Raw genomic sequence first — 16,480 nt, 5'->3', positions numbered from 1 at the left:
TCACTTCTCGTCACGCCCTTCCACAACCATTGCCAAAAATTCGCAGTCCTCGCCCTCGGCGGCGATCATCCCGTGCCCGTGGCTGGAGTCGTAGTAGATCGAATCCCCCGCGTGCAGCACCGTGTAGTGGTCCTCAATGCGCACCTTCAGGCTCCCCTTGAGGACAAAGTCGAACTCCTGCCCCTTGTGGCGGGAGAGGGCGATCTCCTGGTTTTGCTCTTCCTTCCGATAGGGAGCTTTGACCAAAAAGGGCTCGCACATCCGCCCCCGCAGCAGATAGGCCAGGTGCTGGTACTCAAACCCCGCCCGGCGGCGGATGGGCATCCCCTCGCCCCGGCGCACCACGGTGAAAAAGGACAGCTTCGGCATTTCGCCGGTGATCAGTTCGGTCAAGTCCACCCCCAGGTGTTTGGCGCAGTTGTAGAGGAAGGTGAAGGAGAAATCCTCCTCCCCCTCCTCCAGGCGCAGGTACTCCTCCACCGCGGTGTCGGTGACCTGGGCCATCTCCTCGGGGGTGGTGTCGGTCATCTGGCGCAGGCCCCGCAGTCTCTCGGCAATTTGGCTGATTTCATTTTGCAGCATTGCAATGTCCTCCTCTGACTCTGGTTTTGTTTCCCTGTTGGACGTGGGCCCTGCCGTGAAGGCAAGAAAAAAAGCTCCGCCCCCCTGACCGACCCGCCCTCCCGGGCGGATCGGTTCAGAGAGACGAAGCCGACTGTTTTTCATCGCTGCTCCGCGGTACCACTCTCAGTTGCCCCTCAAAAGGGCCGCTCAGCCGTGTCCAACAACACGCTCCCCTCTAACGGTGGGATACCGGCGACACTTACTCCCCCTTTTGGGTTTCACTGCGCAGCTCCGGGGTGATCGGCGGCGGAACGGTCCGCCGGGCCAAGGCCCTTCCACACGGTTTCCTTCGCGCCTTTCACCAACCGGCGCTTCTCTGTAAGGTCCCGTCTGGTCCGCTGTCCCCTTCTGGGCTTTTTTGCTCTTTGCTGTAGCCCCAAAATACCACAATCCACCAGGGTTGTCAACCGCCCTTTGCCAATCTTTTTCACCCCTCACCCTCTCCGTGCGCCGGCGGCAAAAAAGGGCGGATCGCCGCTGCCGCCGTCTCTCTGCCGGTTTTCTCCTCGCCAGGGGGGCCCTTCCCCAATCCCAAAAAGCGGGGGCTACCATCGCCGCCTCCGCTTCGCCATCTTCTCCCGCCAAATCGCCCCCCACATCTCCAGTCAAAAGGAGGGAGGGCGCCACTGCCGCTCCCCATTGGGCCGGTTTTCTCTCCTCCCTCCGTCGGGGTAATCCCCCCTTCCTCTCCGGGGTGGCCCCTCTTTCCCCGCTAAAAAAGAGAGGGGGGAACCTGCCGCTCTCGCCCCCACCTTGCCGGGTTTCCCCCGCCCCTCCCTCTGCCAGGGCAGCCCCTCCCCTCTCGGTCAAAAAAGGGGGCATTCCCGCCGTTGCCCCCACTTCGCCATTTTCCCCTTAGCCCCCCTCCGTCGGGGCAACCTCCTCTTCACCCGGTCATAAAAGGGGCGGCGGCCGTCGCCGCCCCCACTGTGCCCGCCCCTTCCCGATCACCCCCGCCGACGCATCCCCCCTCCCCCGGTCGAAAAAGGGGCCAAAAATTGGTTTTCATGCTTTTTTTGCGGGCGGGAGTGTGCTATGATATACAAATGGATGCGCCCGGGAAGCGCGGTATCCCCCGCCCCCGGCGCAGCGCCAGCGAGAACACGGCGGCCGGGCGAAGAGCGCCCGCCGACTTTCAGGAGGTATTTCAAATTGGCAGAATTCAAATACGAAATCGTGGACATGATCGGCGTTCTCTCTGAAAACGCCAAGGGCTGGACCAAAGAGCTCAACCTCATCAGCTGGAACGAGCGGGAGCCCAAGTACGACATCCGCGAGTGGTCCCCCGACCACAGCAAGATGGGCAAGGGCGTCACCATCACCAAGGAGGAGCTCTACTCCCTCAAAGAGCTGCTGATGGAACTGGAGATCGAGGCCCCGGACGACGAGCCCGCCCTCTAAACCCCACCCTTTTCGGCCCTGCGGCGGGCCGCCCCAAATCCCATCACAGAGAGGACAGTGCACCCCCTATGGAAATTGCCCTTGCAGTATCCGGCCAGGTCGTGGTGATGGTCATCATCGCCGTCTGCGGCATCCTGCTGAAAAAGACCGGCAAGATCAGCGATGCCCTCACCACCCCTTTGAGCAACATCCTGCTCTACCTGGTCTCCCCCATGCTGATCATCAACTCCTTCCTGCGCCCCTTTGACGCGGCCGAGTTTCGCCTCTTCCTCTACGCCTTTGCGCTGGGGGTGGTGGTGCAGGGCGTCTGCGTCCTCACCGGCACCCTGATCTTCCGCAAAAAGGGCGACCCCTTGAACGGCATCAACCGCTACGGCACCGGCTACTCCAACGCCGGGTTTATCGGCATCCCCCTGGTGCAGGCCAGCCTGGGCTCCACCGGGGTGTTCCTGCTGGTGGGCTTCCTGGCGGCCTCGGGCATCTTCATGTGGACCAACGGCGCCAAAGAGGTGTCAAACGGCCGCTACAAGATCAACCTGAAAAAGGCCCTCATCAACCCCAGCAACATCGGGGCGGCTATCGGCTTTCTGCTCTACATCTGCCGCTTCACCCCGCCCACCGTCTTCACCGGGGCCATTCAGAACATCGCCAACCTGAACACCGCCTCCTCCATGCTGATCATCGGCATCCTCATCTCCAACGTAAAGCCCAAAGAGCTGGTGAAAAACAGGGAGGTCTTTCAGGTGGCGGCGGCCCGCCTGCTGCTCTGCCCCCTGCTGATCTTGGGGCTGGGGTGGCTCCTCTGCCAGACCGGCATCGAAAACATCGAGTTCGCGGTGATGGTCAACCTGATCGCCAGTTCCACCCCCTCGGCGGTGGCCACGGCCATGTTCGCCAACATCTTCGGCGCCGACGACGTCTACGCCGGCAAGATCGTGGCGGTCACCACCATCTGCTCGGTCATCACCATCCCCGCCGTCCTCTTCCTCTCCACCTTTCTCATCCCCGTGTGAGGGCGGCCGGTTTCCCCGCGCCTGTAAGCCCCCTGCAGCACTGCGCTGCGGGGGGCTTTTTTGCGGGCAACTGTGGCCTTTTCACAAAGCCGCCCCGCCCCTTTGCAGCGTTTGGGAGAAAACCCCACTTTCCCCTTGACCTCCCCCAAAAGCTGCACCTATACTAAAACCCAAAGCCAAGGCAATCAAAGGAGGTTTTTCCCATGCAATCGACACCCCGCAAAGTCATCCTCGACGTGGACACCGGCTCCGACGACGCCATCGCCATCATCATGGCCGACCTCTCTCCCGACATCGACCTGTTGGGGGTCTGCGCGGTCAACGGCAACCAGCCCCTGTGCTACACCCTGGAAAATACCCTGCGCATCGTCGAGCTGCTGGGGGCGCAGGAGCGCATCCCCGTGGTCAAGGGGATGGACGTCCCCCTGGTCAAAGAGCTCAACCCCGGGCGGCTGCACCAGCCCATGACCCCCACCACCCAGTACGACGACCAGGGCCGCGAGATCTGCTACCACCCCAAGGAGTTCGACCTGCCCAAGGCCACCCTCAAGCCGGTGGATGAAAACTTCATTCCCTGGTACATCCGCACCATCAAGTCCTGCCCCGAAAAGGTCACCCTCATCCCGGTGGGGCCGCTGACCAACATCGCCATGGTGCTGCGGGCCGACCCCACCGTGGTGGAGAATATCGAGGAGATCGTCATCATGGGCGGCGGCCACACCGAGCGCAACTCCACTGCCGCGGCCGAGTTCAATATCTGGAAGGACCCCGAGGCCGCCGAGATTGTCCTCACCTGTGGGGCCAAGGTGGTGCTGGTGCCGCTGGACGCCACCCACAAGGCCTCCACCCGGCTGGAGGAGGCCCAGCTCTACCGCGACCTGCACACCCCCGTGGGGGAGATGGTGGCCCAGCTCATCGAGATCCGCACCCGGGCCTACAACCTCTTACAGCCCCTGCACGAGCCCGACCTCTGCCCCATTCACGACGCCCTCTGCGTGGCTTACGTCATCGACCCCAGCGTCCTCCCCGGCCTGCTGCACACCCGGGTGGACGTGGACATCTCCGGCGGCTTTGCCGACGGCCAGACCATCGTGGACACCCGCAAGCTCCACAACCTACCGGACAACTGCTGGGTCGCCCTGGACGCTGACCGCGACAAATTCAACCAGATGCTGCTCGACATCTGCGCCCGCTTCTCCCGCTAAATTTCCGCTTTTCACAAAAAAGCCGCCGGCAAAAAGGCCGGCGGCTTTTTTGCGCATAACGGCGCGCGGCCGGGGAACACTCTGGAAAAAGGGCCGCCCTTTCCCGGCGGCCTTGAAATCGAGAATCGAGGTACGACCGCCATGCGCCACACCCCCATCACCCGCCTGCTCCCCCTGTTCCTGGCCGCCCTGCTGGCCTTTACCGGCTGCGGCAACGACTCCAACGGCTCCTCCAGCGACGCCGACCTCTCGGCCATCCACCGGGAGGTCAAGGCCCTCTACGGCGAGGCGTACTACCCCTCCCTGGCCATCGACAACGACACCCTGTCCCGCAAGTACGGCCTGACCCGCGAGAAGATGGACGAAGTCATCGCCGAGGAGGCCGCCCTCTCCGAACACCCCGACGCCTTCATCGCCATCAAGGCCAAGGAGGGGGAGGCCGACGCCCTGGAAGAGGAGTTGGCCGCCTACCGGGACAAGGCCGTCCGCGAGTACCCCGACAGCCCCAAGGCCCAGGCCGCCCAGGTGGTGCGGGCAGGCGACTATCTCTTCTACCTGGCCCTGGGGCCCGAGCCCGCCGAGGGGGCCTCCCCCACCGCCGCCCTGGAGAGCGCCCGCGAGGAGATCGCCAAGGGGGTGGACGCCGTCACCGCCCGGATCAAGCGCTAGTCCGTCCCTCCCCCTTCTCCCTTTCCCTTCACGCACCCCTTCCCCGCGGCCACCCGCCGCGGGATTTTTTTGCCCCTTCCTCTCTCCCCCAAACGCCCGGTCAAAGAGGCCCTTTTCTCTCCTTTCTGTTCCATTTTTGCGCCAAATCGGTTCAAAAATGGCCCGCAGTGCATACAAATGGCTTGAAGGGCTTTCGCGCTCCCTCGCAAAAGCGCCCACAAACCATTTCGAGGAGGAACATCTCATGAAATCACTCAAAGGCACCGCCACCGAACGAAATCTCCGGGCCGCCTTTTCCGGGGAGACACAGGCCTGCGCCAAGTACCAATTCTACGCCACCCAGGCGGGGGTGGACGGGCTGCACGCCTACGGCAAACTCTTTTCCGAGACCGCCGCCAACGAGTTGGAACACGCCAAAGTCTGGTTCAAGCTGCTGCACGCGGGCATCCCCTCCACCATGGAGAACCTGTTGGACGCCGCCGGCGGCGAACATGCCGAGTGGACCGACCTCTACGAGCGCTTCGAGAAGGAGGCCCGGGAGGAGGGCTTCACCGAGATCGCCGACCTCTTTGCCAAGGTCGGCTCGGTGGAGAAGGCCCACGAGGAGCGCTACCGCGCCCTGATCGAAAACCTCTCCCAGGGGGCAGTTTTCAAAAAGGGGGAAAAGGTGCTATGGCAGTGCGGCTCCTGCGGCTACCAGTTCGAGGGAAAAGAGGCCCCGGCCATCTGCCCGGCCTGCCACCACCCCCAGAGCTTTTTCGCCGTCAAGTGCGAGTCCTACAAGTAATCGCCGTCCCGCCCGCAGCGGTCGATCCACCAGTCTTTTCCAGCCCAAACCATTGAAACGCGACAATGATTTTTCATAATTTTCGTCAAATTCCCCAATATTTCTCCTCCGCCTTTTCTGTGTGGGCCCTTTTGTTCACAAAATGTTGATTGTTAAGGGCCGGCAATTCTGCTATAATAATTGCGATACAAACAACAGTTAACAGAGGTGAACACACACCTGGAGGCGTTTTGAAGCAGATAGCGGAACAAGCGAATGACCCGGCACCAAAAATCCATTGATTGCGCTATACCTGAAGCGGGTTTGCCCCGCAAAACGCCCCGCCCGGGTGTTTTGCGGGGCTTTTTTGTCGAAAGACCGCCCTGTCTCTTCTCGGAGGGAGGAAATGACTATGGAAAAAATCATTCTCGGCGCATCCCTTGGCAACTGCGTGCACGTGGGCGGCGTGGCCCACTTTTTGCAGCTGGCCGAGCGGGAGGGCTACACCCCCATCTACCTGGGGCCCGCCATCCCCGTGGACGACCTGCTGCGGGAAATCGAGCTGCACCACCCCGCCATGGTGGCTGTCGGCTACCGGCTCACCCCCGACAATGCCCGCCCCCTGATCGCCGAACTGGTGCAAAAGGTGAGAGAGCGGGGGATCGAGACCGTCTGGTCCTTTGGCGGCACCGGCCCGGTGGCCCGGGTGGCGGAGGAGTTTGACTTCTTCGACTACATCTCCGACGGGAGCGACGACATCGACGACTCCCTCTACTTTCTGCGCAACGGCAAAAAGGCCACCAAAGACGAGGTCCTCCCCGACGACCTGGTGGCCCGTATCGGCGCCAAGTACCCCTACCCCCTGCTGCGCCACCACTACGGCGAGCCCTCGGTGGAAAAGACGGTCGCCGGCATCCGCGAGATCGCCGAGAGCCGGGTGCTGGACGTCATCTCCGTCGGCCCCGACCAGAATACCCAGCAGTTTTACTTCCACCCCGAAAAGCGCAAACCCGAGTACGAGGGCGCCGGCGGCGTCCCCCTGCGCACAAGGGAGGAGTTCGAGGCCCTGAAGGCCGCCACCAAGTTTGGCAACCAGCCCCTCATCCGCTGTTACAGCGGCACTGCCGACGTCTTCGACATGGCGCAGCTGCTCAAAGACACCCTCAACAACGCCTGGTGCGCCGTCCCCCTGTGCTGGTACAACAAGCTCGACGGCCGGGGCGACCGGGACATCGACACCTCGGTCAAAGAGGCGGTGGAGCTGATGCGCTGGCACGCCGAGCGGGGCATCCCCGTCGAGGCGAACGAACCCCACCACTGGGGCCTGCGCGACGCCCACGACGTCATTCCGGTGGTCATGGCCTACCTGAGCGCCCGCAACGCCAAAAAGGCGGGGGTCCGCCACTACGTCAGCCAGTACATGTTCAACGTCCCCAACTCCCTCTCCTTCCCCATGGACTTGGCGCGGGTGCTGGCCATGATCGAGCTGACCGAAAGCCTGCAGGACGACACCTTCACCCTCTACCGGGAGACCCGGGCCGGCCTGCCCTTCCTCAGCGCCGATCTCGACGTGGCCAAGGGCCAGCTGGCGGCCACCACCTATATGCAGATGGCGGTCCACCCCCACATCATCCACGTGGTGGGCTTTTGTGAGGCGGAGCACATCGCCTCCCCCAAAGACGTCATCGAGAGCTGCAAGATCGTGCGCGGGGTCATCAAGACCTGCCTGGAAGACCAGATCGACCTGGTGCACGACCCCCGGGTGCAGACCCGCAAAGAGCACCTTCTCAAGGAGGCCCGCTTCCTCCTCTCCTTTATCGAGCGGTTTTACAGCAATTACCAAGACCCCCTCTGCGAGCCGGCCGTCATTGCCGACTGCATCAAGCGGGGCTTTATCGACGCCCCGCACATCGTCAAGGGCGGCGAATTCACCGGCGACCTGTTCACCACCATCATTGGCGGCCGCTGCGTGGCGTACGACCGGAAGGCCGGTCGGGAATTGACCGAGCGGGAACGGCTGGCCCACCTCTGCGAAAAAGAGGGGATCCCGATTGAGGGACACTTGGACCCCGCTCCCCTTCACGCATAAGCAGAGGGGGATTCAGGATGAAAATTACTGTCATCGGCAGCGGCAACGGCGGCACCGCCTTTACCGGCTACCTGACCTACCTGGGCCACCAGGTCAAGCTGTTCACCCGCACCCCCCAGAAGGTGGAACTCTACCGCGCCCAGCCGGAAATCAACCTGGCCGGTGTGGTGAACGCCACCGTGCCGGTGGGCCTGGTGACCCTGGACATGGAGGAGGCCATTCGCGGCAGCGAACTGATCATGGTGGCCACCCCTGCCAACACCCACAAGGAGATCGCCACCAAAATGGCCCCCTATTTGAAGAGCGGGCAGACAGTGGTCCTCAACCCCGGCCGCACCTTTGGCGCCTACGAGTTTGCCCACACCCTGGAGAGCTGCGGCTGCACCGCCGACGTCACCGTGGCCGAGACCGACACCCTGGTGTTCACCTGCCGCAACCAGGAGTTCAACCACCCCATCATCTACTCCATCAAAGAGGACATCCGCCTTGCCTGCCTGGAGCCAGAGCGGACCCCGGCGGCGGTGGAGCTGATGCAGGAGCTCTTCTCCGGGATCCACGGGGTGCCCTCCATCCTCTACACCGGGCTGACCAACATCGGCATGATCTTCCACCCCACCCCCATCCTCCTCAACTACACCCGCATCGAGTCGGGGCAGACCTTCCTCTACTACAAAGAGGCCATCACCCCCATGGTCGCCCAGTACATCAGCCAGGTGGACGCCGAGCGGGTGGCCGTGGCCGCCGGCCTCGGGCTGGAGGTGGAGACCGCCCTGGAGTGGCTGGTGCGCTCCTACGGCATCGAGCCGGGGGCCGACCTCTACGAGACCATTCAGAAAAACCCCGCCTACGCCGACGTCTACGCCCCCCAGTCCACCGACTGCCGCTATGTCTGGGAGGATGTGCCCACCGGCCTGGTCCCCATCTCCAGTGTGGGGCGGCTGCTGGGGATCCCCACCCCCTTTATCGACACGGTGATCCAGCTGGCCTGCACCATCTACCGGGTGGATTTCCGCCAGACCGGGCGGATGATTGCCGACCAGGCGGCCCTCGACCGCATCCGCCTGCCGGAGGCAGCGCAGGTCTGACGCGCATAAAGAAGCGCCCGCGAACGGGGTTCGCGGGCGCCCTTTTTGTGTTTTACCACCGCTTCCCTTCCCGCCAGTCGACCCCAGGGCGGGGCCCTTCCGCAGGCCCCGTGCCCCCGCTCTCGTAAGCACAAAAAAGGGCCCGCCGGAAGCGGGCCCTTTTTTATGCGTTTTGCAGGACGGTGACGGTCACCAAAAGAATGGCCAACAGGGCCACCACGCCCGACATCATCAGCATTTTGGTGGTGTTGGGCAGCTTTTTAAACCACTTGATCACAGTCGGCTCCTCCCCGCCCCCAGGGGGCGATCTGTCGTTTTGTTCAGTATAGCACAGTTTGGCCGACGGCGCAAAAAAAGGCGGCCCAGCGCCTGCCGGGCCGCCCCCTCCTGCCGGGAAATCCTACTTTTTCTCAGCGAACTTGCACTGCATGCAAGCCACCGCCTCGTGGATGTTCTCCTGCCGGTGCAGCTTGATGCACTCGCAGCAGTGGCCGTGATTTTTGCAGTCGGCGGTGCAGGGGCAGGTGTCCTTGTTGGCACTGGTGGAACAAGACATGGGCCATACTCCCTTTCTGAAAAGATACTCCAAGTCTAACAAATTTCGACGCCCTTTGCAACCGGCCCGCAAAAAAAGAGAAGGTGCGCTCCCCTTCTCCCCGCCCTCCGGTCGCGGCGGGCCGCCTGCCCCTCTCAAAGAGTCTCGGCGGTCTTTCGGAAACCGCCCAGTCCTCCTCACTCAATTGGCGATACCGCTCCGCCAAATCGCCGATCTCGTCATTTCCCCATCCAAAGTTCCCTGGCTGGGAAAATGAACGAGAGCGGGGAGCAGGGAGATTTTTTCGACATCCAGACAGCTCACATTTCCCACATCGTCAAACCGAGGGCGTCTTTTCCCCCTTATAAACGAGAGCTACAAAAGGGTGTGCAAGTCAAGTAGTTCTCTTCCCCATCGACCCCACCCGCTGGGTAGAGAAGGGCTTTCTCTTTTATAAAAGAGGGGGACCGCATCCCCTCTCTAGCGGCAGGGGACAAGGCGCGCAGAGGGAGGGCCGCCAGCCCCTGTCACTCTCCAGAGACCACCCCCTCTCCCGCCCCGATAGCAGCGGGGAAGGCATCCGCCACACGGCGATCCCTCCCTGCATCCCGCCCCGACGCCGCCCGCTGGCAGAGGGCAGAGGAGCACGGCCGCCCAGCTGTTGGTTTCTCCCCACCCAGCAGGGCATAAAAAGGTGTGCAGAGGGAAGGACAGGCTTTACCGCTCTCCATCGTCCGCCCCCCTCTCTCCTCCCGACAGCGGCGTGAGAGGACGGACACCCCACGGCGGCCTCTCCCCCCACATCCCTTTCTGACGCCGTCCGCCAGAAAGGGCAAAAGGGGAGAGGGGAACACCGCCCGGCAGTCCTCCCCTCCCACCCGCAGGGCAGCAAGAGGGGAAGGCAGAAAAAGCAGCCCGGCCCCTGCCAACTCCCCAAGCGGCCCTCTCTGCACGCCCCGCCAGCAGCAGGAGAGGGGACACGATCCGCAACAGCCTCGCCCCCCTCCTTCTCTGGCACCGTTTACCGGCAGGGGGAAAAGGGGAAAACACCGCTCAGCGGTCGGTTCCTACGCGTCCAGTGGGGGGAAAAGGCATGGGGGGAAACTGGGCCTCATCGCTTCTGTCGGTCGCCCCCCTCCGCTCCAGCAGCAGGAAAGGGCATCCACCACGCGGCGGCCTCCCGTCCTGCATCCCGCCCTGACGCCGTCCACCGGGAAAGGGAAGAGGGCACTGCCGCCCGACAGTCAGTCTCCCCACCCAGCAGGGCGGTAAAAAGAGGGCCGCCCCCCTCACACAAGGGGAGCGGCGAAACTTTGCGGCTACCGTCGGTAGGCAAAGGCGTACTCGCAGCGGGTGTTTTCGCCCCAGCTGCACGCCAGCAACACGCCGCAAACCGCCTCGCCTTCCGGCAGGGCGGGCACCGTCCAGCTGCCGTCCTTCCCGTCCCAGACAGGGGCGGCCGCGGAAAAGGGTTCCAGCCGGCGGCCCTGCTCGTCCAGCGTCCAGCCCCCCGCCGCCATCTCATCGGGGAAACGGCCGTCCAGCCGCAGGACGACCTCCTCCCCCTCCGCCAGTTCGGGCAGGTTCTCCCACCCCTCCCGCTGGGCGAGGGCGGCAAAAACGTCCTCCCGGTCGTACACCGCGCCGCCCCACCTGCTCTTGGCACAGACGGTGGGGAGGGCGGTCTCTCCCGCTCGGGCGGTGAGGGTCGGGGGCTCTTTGGGCGCGCAGCCGGCCAGCAGGGCCGCCAGGGCGCAGAGGGAAAGCAGTTGGAAAAAGCGGGTCGTTGTCTTCACAGGCGCTCGCCTCCTTCTACCGCCAGTATAACACGGTCGAAAGCCGCCACACAAGGGCAAGTCGCCCTGCGTCCGGCCTTGGGTGACCCCGCTTTTCCATTTTGGCGTGGGGTTTCGCGGCAATCAACTGGCGGGAGTCTTTCCCTTTTCTATCTATTGCGGCACTAGATGAAGATGGCGGCGAGTGTGCGCCCGGCGGCAGAGAAAATACTCCTCAAAAACCGGAAGGGGTTGCGCGAACGGCACTGCCTCCCCTGGTCCGGACAGAGGCCCTCCCTTCTGCCCCCCGCCGGCACCTGATTGCCCTGCGGGGACCTCGCCGGGGAAAATCAGGAAATGGCCCCCGGCACAGGAAGTACTTCTCCCTTTTCATCCATTTTCTGTAAAGCAATCCCATTTATTGACCATTATTGCCTTTTTTGTTAGAATGTTGGTACAGTTAAACGGCGAGGGCCTGTCCTCCGCTGTGCAGACAACAGTTCTTCAATAAGGTGGTGTATCATGTTAATCACACGGGAAATGGACTATGCCATTCGGGCGGTGCGCGCACTGGCCGATGGCGAAAAACACAACATCAAAGAAATATGCAGCATGGAGGATATCCCCACCGAGTTCGGTTACAAAGTTCTCAAAAAGCTCAGTCACAGCGAAATCGTAACTGTCATCCGCGGCCAGGGCGGCGGCTACCGCCTGCTCTGTGATCTCAACGAGACGACCCTGCTGGACATTGCCCGGGCAATCGGCGGCAACCTGCTGCTCAACGAGTGCCTGGAAGGGGGCTATGTCTGTATCAACAACAGCGGGGAAAAGGTCTGCACCGTCCACAAAGAACTCTGTCGCATTCAAAATGTCTTGATTGCAGAATTAAAGGCCAATACCCTGGCCCAGATCCTGGCCATGTAATGGTCAAAGGCCTGTCAAGCCGTTCCCGCCTGCCGGGGGCGGCTTTTTCCCTCTTCCCCCGGCACCGCTTCCAAAAAAAGGGACCCGGCGCGCAATGGCGCCGGGCCCCTTTTGTCTGTCGGACAAGCCCTTATGCGGTCTGTTCAAACTGGGCGTTGTACATGGTCTTGTAAAAGCCGCCCTGCTCGATGAGCTGGTCGTGGGTGCCCTGCTCAATGATGTCGCCGTCCTTCATCACCAAGATCCAATCGCAGTCCTTGATGGTGGAGAGCCGGTGGGCGATGATGAAGCTGGTGCGCCCCTTCATCAGGTTGTTCATGGCCTTTTGGATGCGCACCTCGGTGCGGGTGTCCACCGAGCTGGTGGCCTCGTCGAGGATGAGGATCTTCGGGTCGCTGACCATGGCCCGGGCGATGGTCAAAAGCTGCTTTTGCCCCTGGGAGACGTTGCTGGCCTCCTCGTTGAGCTCGGCATCGTAGCCGCCGGGCAGGGTCTTGACAAAGTGCTCCACATGGGCGGCCTTTCCCGCGGCCTCCACCTCTTCGTCGGTGGCGTCCAGCCGCCCGTAGCGGATGTTCTCGCGGATGGTGCCGCCGTAGAGCCAGGTGTCCTGCAACACCATGCCGAAGACATCCCGCAGGTCGCTGCGCCGCAGGTCGCGGATGTCCACCCCGTCGACCTTGATGGCGCCGCCGTTGACGTCGTAAAAGCGCATGAGCAGCTTGACGATGGTGGTCTTGCCGGCGCCGGTGGGGCCGACAATGGCGATGCGCTGCCCCGGCTGGATGTGGGAGGTGAAGTCGTGGATGATGATCTTGTCGTCGCGGTAGCCGAAGGAGACGTCTTCAAAGTCCACCTGGCCCCGCACCTCGCCCAGCTCTTTGGGGGGATCTTTCTCGGGAACCTCTTCGGTCTCGGCCAAAAACTCAAACACCCGCTCCGCCGCGGCGGCAGTGCTCTGCAGCACATTGGCGATGGACGCCATCTGCGAGATGGGCTGGTTGAACTGCCGCAGGTACTGGATGAAGGACTGGATGTTGCCGATGCTGATGGAGCCCTGCACCGCCAGGTAGCCGCCCAGCACGCAGACCCCCACATAGCCCAGGTTGCCCACGAAGGTCATGATGGGCATCATCAGCCCCGAGAGGAACTGGCTCTTCCAGGCCGAGTCGTAGAGCTTGCGGTTGATTTTTTTGAACTTCTTGACCGAGACGTCCTCCCGGTTGAAGACCTTGATCACGTTGTGGCCGGAGTACATCTCCTCGATGTGGCCGTTGACGTTGCCCAGGTATTTCTGCTGGCCGACAAAGTGCTTCTGGCTCTTTTTGACCACGGTGGAGATCAGCCCCACCGAGATGGGCAGCATCACCAGGGCGACCAGGGTCATCCAGACGCTGATGGACAGCATCATGTAGAGGACGCCGGCCAGGGTGGCCACGGCGGTGACCATCTGGGTCAGGGACTGGTTGAGGGTGGTGGCCACCGTGTCCACGTCGTTGGTGACCCGGCTGAGCACCTCGCCGTGGGTCTGGCGGTCAAAGTAGGCCAGGGGCAGCCGGTTGATTTTTTTGGAGATGTCCCGCCGCAGGTTGTAGGACACCTGCTGGGAGACCCCGTTCATGATAAAGCCCTGCACATAGCTGAAGGCCGCGCTGAGGGCGTAGAGCCCCAGCAGCCAGAGGAGGATGCTCCCCACCCGGCCAAAGTCGATGCCCGGCTCGTGGGAGAGGTCCATCTCCTGGATCTTTTCAAGGGTGCCCTCGGGGATCTTGGCCTTGGCCTCCTCGGGCATCTGCGCCAGCAGCTGGCCGGCGGTGGTGCCCTCCGGCAGCTGAACGCCCTCGGGCAGGTGTTCCATGATCTGGCCATAGGCGGCCTTTTGCACAAAGCCGTCCACAATGGCGTCGGTGGCGTTGCCGAGGATCTTGGGGCCGATGACCACAAAGACAGTGCTGGCGATGGCGAAGAGAAAGACAACGGCGATTTTCAGGTAGTAGGGGCGCATGTACCGCGCCAGCTGACCCATGGTGCCCTTGAAGTTCTTGGCCTTTTCACCCGCAGGCTTGATGCCGCCGCCCATGGGGCCGCCGCGGCGGGGGCGGTGGGTGGTTTTCTCACTCATGCCAATTCCTCCTTTGAAAGCTGCGACTGGGCGATCTCGCGGTAGACTTCACAGTTTTCCAGCAGTTCCCGGTGGGTGCCGATGCCGGCGATCTGGCCGTCGTCCATCACCACGATCTGCTCGGCGTGCATGATGCTGGAGATGCGCTGGGCGACGATGAGGACGGTGGCGTCCTTGGTCTGGGGGGCCAGGGCCCGGCGCAGGGCCGCGTCGGTCTTGAAGTCGAGGGCGGAAAAGCTGTCGTCAAAGATGTAGACCTCGGGCTTTTTCACCAGGGCGCGGGCGATGGAGAGGCGCTGTTTCTGCCCGCCGGAGACGTTGCCGCCGCCCTGGGCGATCTCGGTCTCAAAGCCGTCGGGCTTCTCCTCGATGAAGTCCAGCGCCTGGGCCACCTGGGCGGCCTGGCGCAGCTCCTCCTCACTGGTCTCCTCGTCGCCGTAGCGCAGGTTGTCGGCGATGGTGCCGGTGAAGAGCACCCCCTTCTGGGGGACATAGCCGATTTTGTCGTGCAGGGCGTGCTGGCTCTGCTCCCGCACGTCCACCCCGTCCACCAAGATCTGGCCCTCGGTGGCGTCGTAGAAGCGGGGGATCAGGTTGATGAGGGTCGATTTGCCCGACCCGGTGGAGCCGATGAAGGCGGTGGTCTGCCCGGGCTTGGCGACAAAGGAGATGTTCTTGATGACCTCGTCGTCGGCCCCGGGGTAGGCAAAGGAGACGTTGCGGAACTCCACCGTGCCGGGGAGGGTGTTGCCGCCCTCGGCGGAGCGGTCGCCCTCGGGGTCGCGGATGGCGGGCTCACAGGTGAGCACCTCGTTGATGCGCTCGGCCGAGACGCTGGCCCGGGGGAGGAGGACGAAGGCCATGGACACCATCAGGAAGCTCATGATGATCTGCATGGCGTACTGGATGAAGGCCATCATGTCGCCGATCCGCATGCTGCCGGCGTCCACATAATGGGAGCCGAACCAGACAATGCCCACGGTGAGGGCGTTCATCACCAGCATCATGGTGGGCATCATGGCGGCGATGATCCGGTGGACAAAGGTGTTGAGGCGGGTCAGGTCGCGGTTGGCCTCGTCAAAGCGCTCCTCCTCGTGGTTTTGGTTGTTGAAGGCGCGGATGACCAGCATCCCAACCAGGGATTCGCGGGTGACCCGGTTGAGGCGGTCCACCAGCTTCTGCACCACCTTGAAGCGGGGCAGGACGATGGAGAACAGCACCAAGATCACCCCGAGGATGACCAGCACCGCCAGGGCGATGAGCCAGCTCATGGAGGGGCTCTTCCCCACAGCCTTGATGACGCCGCCGATGCCCTGGATGGGGGCGTAGAGGACGAAGCGCAGCAGCATGACCGTCACCATCTGGATCTGCTGGATGTCGTTGGTGGTGCGGGTGATCAGCGACGAGGCGCCAAAGCGGTCAAACTCGGCCAGGGAAAACCCCTCCACCTTGGAAAAGACGTCGTTTCGCAGGTCGCGGCTGATGCCGGCGGCGATGCGGGCGGCGATCAGCCCCACCGCCACGGTGCAGCCGGCCCCCACCAGGGCCACCAGCAGCATCTTCCCGCCGGCGGGAAGGATGTAGGCCAGGTCCTGGGCGGCCACCCCGTTGTTGACGATGTCCGACATGTAGTCGGGCAGCGACAGGTCGCACATGGCCTGCAGGAACAGCAGCGCCAAGACCGCTAAAATCTGCGACCAGTAGGCCTTGAAATACCTTGTCAGTTTGGTCAATCTCTCTCTCTCCCTTCACCTGTGTGCCGGGGCCCCCTGGGCGACTGCTCGGGGTGTTCCCGGTCGTATTGAAACGCGGCCTGAAAGGCCGCCTTGACAAGCGAGATCATCTGCAAAAAGTCTTCCCGCCCCATCTGGCGGATGATGTGGGTCACCTTTTCCACAAAGAGGTCGGTCTGCCCCTGGATAAAGGCCCGCCCCTCCTCGGTGAGGGTGACCTGGGCCCGGCGGCGGTCGGACTGGCTGGGCTGGCGCTGCAACAGCCCCTTTTTCTCGAGGGAGTTGAGGGCCGAGGTCACCTGGGCCCGGCTGACTCCCAGCTCGGCGCTGATTTGAGAGGGGGAGAGGGGCCCCTCCGCCCCCTCGGTGCAGCCGTAGAGACAGCCGAGCACCGCCATCTCCCCCTGGAAGAGGGCGGCGTCCCGCGCCCGGGCCATCCGCCGGTAGCCAAACCGGTGGGTCTCCTTCAAAATCTGCACCGCCAACGCGCGGTCGTCCTGCATCTCCCGTTCCTCCCCTGCAAATAGTTCAGTATGTAA

14 protein-coding genes are annotated in these 16,480 nt (G+C 63.0%); 8 read left to right on the top strand and 6 right to left on the bottom strand.

Going from position 1 to position 16,480, the window contains the following annotated elements; genetic code table 11:
* Positions 1-582, bottom strand: coding sequence for a helix-turn-helix domain-containing protein (locus KQI11_RS01140; protein ID WP_205301319.1), 582 nt, complete (start codon positions 580-582; stop codon positions 1-3).
* 1,194 nt (positions 583-1,776) lie between these two features.
* Here KQI11_RS01140 and KQI11_RS01135 point away from each other — a divergent pair.
* The 7 genes from KQI11_RS01135 (at position 1,777) to KQI11_RS01105 (ending at position 8,852) form a co-directional block, all read left to right on the top strand.
* Entirely contained in the window at positions 1,777-2,025 is a 249-nt protein-coding gene (locus KQI11_RS01135) for a YdbC family protein (protein ID WP_185915526.1), read from the top strand.
* A gap of 68 nt (positions 2,026-2,093) precedes the next feature.
* On the top strand, positions 2,094-3,038 hold the full coding sequence (locus KQI11_RS01130) for an AEC family transporter (RefSeq protein ID WP_216400780.1): 945 nt from the start codon (positions 2,094-2,096) through the stop codon (positions 3,036-3,038).
* A 203-nt stretch (positions 3,039-3,241) separates the two neighbouring features.
* Positions 3,242-4,243 (top strand): nucleoside hydrolase, encoded by a 1,002-nt coding sequence (locus KQI11_RS01125; protein WP_216400779.1) that lies wholly within the window; start codon positions 3,242-3,244, stop codon positions 4,241-4,243.
* 141 nt (positions 4,244-4,384) lie between these two features.
* Positions 4,385-4,912, top strand: coding sequence for a DUF4358 domain-containing protein (locus KQI11_RS01120; protein ID WP_216400778.1), 528 nt, complete (start codon positions 4,385-4,387; stop codon positions 4,910-4,912).
* Positions 4,913-5,156: 244 nt separating this feature from the next.
* On the top strand, positions 5,157-5,699 hold the full coding sequence (gene rbr / locus KQI11_RS01115) for a rubrerythrin (protein WP_059003345.1): 543 nt from the start codon (positions 5,157-5,159) through the stop codon (positions 5,697-5,699).
* 391 nt (positions 5,700-6,090) lie between these two features.
* A complete protein-coding gene (locus KQI11_RS01110) occupies positions 6,091-7,767 on the top strand; it encodes a cobalamin B12-binding domain-containing protein (RefSeq protein ID WP_216400777.1) in 1,677 nt (558 codons plus the stop codon).
* 17 nt (positions 7,768-7,784) lie between these two features.
* Positions 7,785-8,852, top strand: a complete 1,068-nt coding sequence (locus tag KQI11_RS01105; protein WP_216400776.1) for an NAD/NADP-dependent octopine/nopaline dehydrogenase family protein — start codon at positions 7,785-7,787, stop codon at positions 8,850-8,852.
* Between the two features lie 400 nt (positions 8,853-9,252).
* Here KQI11_RS01105 and KQI11_RS01100 read toward each other — a convergent pair whose 3' ends face one another.
* A complete protein-coding gene (locus KQI11_RS01100; RefSeq protein ID WP_021660986.1) occupies positions 9,253-9,408 on the bottom strand; it encodes a hypothetical protein in 156 nt (51 codons plus the stop codon).
* Positions 9,409-10,706: 1,298 nt separating this feature from the next.
* On the bottom strand, positions 10,707-11,183 hold the full coding sequence (locus tag KQI11_RS01095; RefSeq protein WP_216400775.1) for a hypothetical protein: 477 nt from the start codon (positions 11,181-11,183) through the stop codon (positions 10,707-10,709).
* Between the two features lie 501 nt (positions 11,184-11,684).
* Between KQI11_RS01095 and KQI11_RS01090 the strand changes: the two genes are divergently transcribed.
* Positions 11,685-12,086: an RrF2 family transcriptional regulator gene (locus KQI11_RS01090; protein WP_185915521.1), complete on the top strand. Its 402-nt coding sequence runs from the start codon at positions 11,685-11,687 to the stop codon at positions 12,084-12,086.
* Positions 12,087-12,216: 130 nt separating this feature from the next.
* On the opposite strand, the gene KQI11_RS01085 is transcribed toward KQI11_RS01090, so the two are convergent.
* From KQI11_RS01085 to KQI11_RS01075, 3 genes are read right to left on the bottom strand one after another with little or no spacing between them, the layout of a single operon-like run.
* Complete coding sequence (locus KQI11_RS01085) at positions 12,217-14,208, bottom strand: ABC transporter ATP-binding protein (RefSeq protein WP_216400774.1); 1,992 nt, start codon at positions 14,206-14,208, stop codon at positions 12,217-12,219.
* Positions 14,205-15,941, bottom strand: coding sequence for an ABC transporter ATP-binding protein (locus tag KQI11_RS01080; protein ID WP_216400773.1), 1,737 nt, complete (start codon positions 15,939-15,941; stop codon positions 14,205-14,207). The genes KQI11_RS01085 and KQI11_RS01080 overlap by 4 nt, the downstream gene beginning before the upstream one ends.
* Positions 15,938-16,444 carry a MarR family winged helix-turn-helix transcriptional regulator gene (locus KQI11_RS01075; protein WP_216400772.1) on the bottom strand — a complete coding sequence of 169 codons (507 nt, stop codon included), beginning with the start codon at positions 16,442-16,444 and terminating at the stop codon, positions 15,938-15,940. Before KQI11_RS01075 ends, KQI11_RS01080 begins: the two co-directional genes overlap by 4 nt.
* Positions 16,445-16,480: the final 36 nt, after the last annotated feature.

Origin of the sequence: Acetanaerobacterium sp. MSJ-12 (assembly GCF_018917875.1) — a bacterium.
Taxonomy (GTDB): domain Bacteria; phylum Bacillota; class Clostridia; order Oscillospirales; family Ruminococcaceae; genus Bittarella; species Bittarella massiliensis.
The sequence above is the reverse complement of the archived record's forward strand: the minus strand, read 5'-3'. Positions and strand labels throughout refer to the sequence as shown.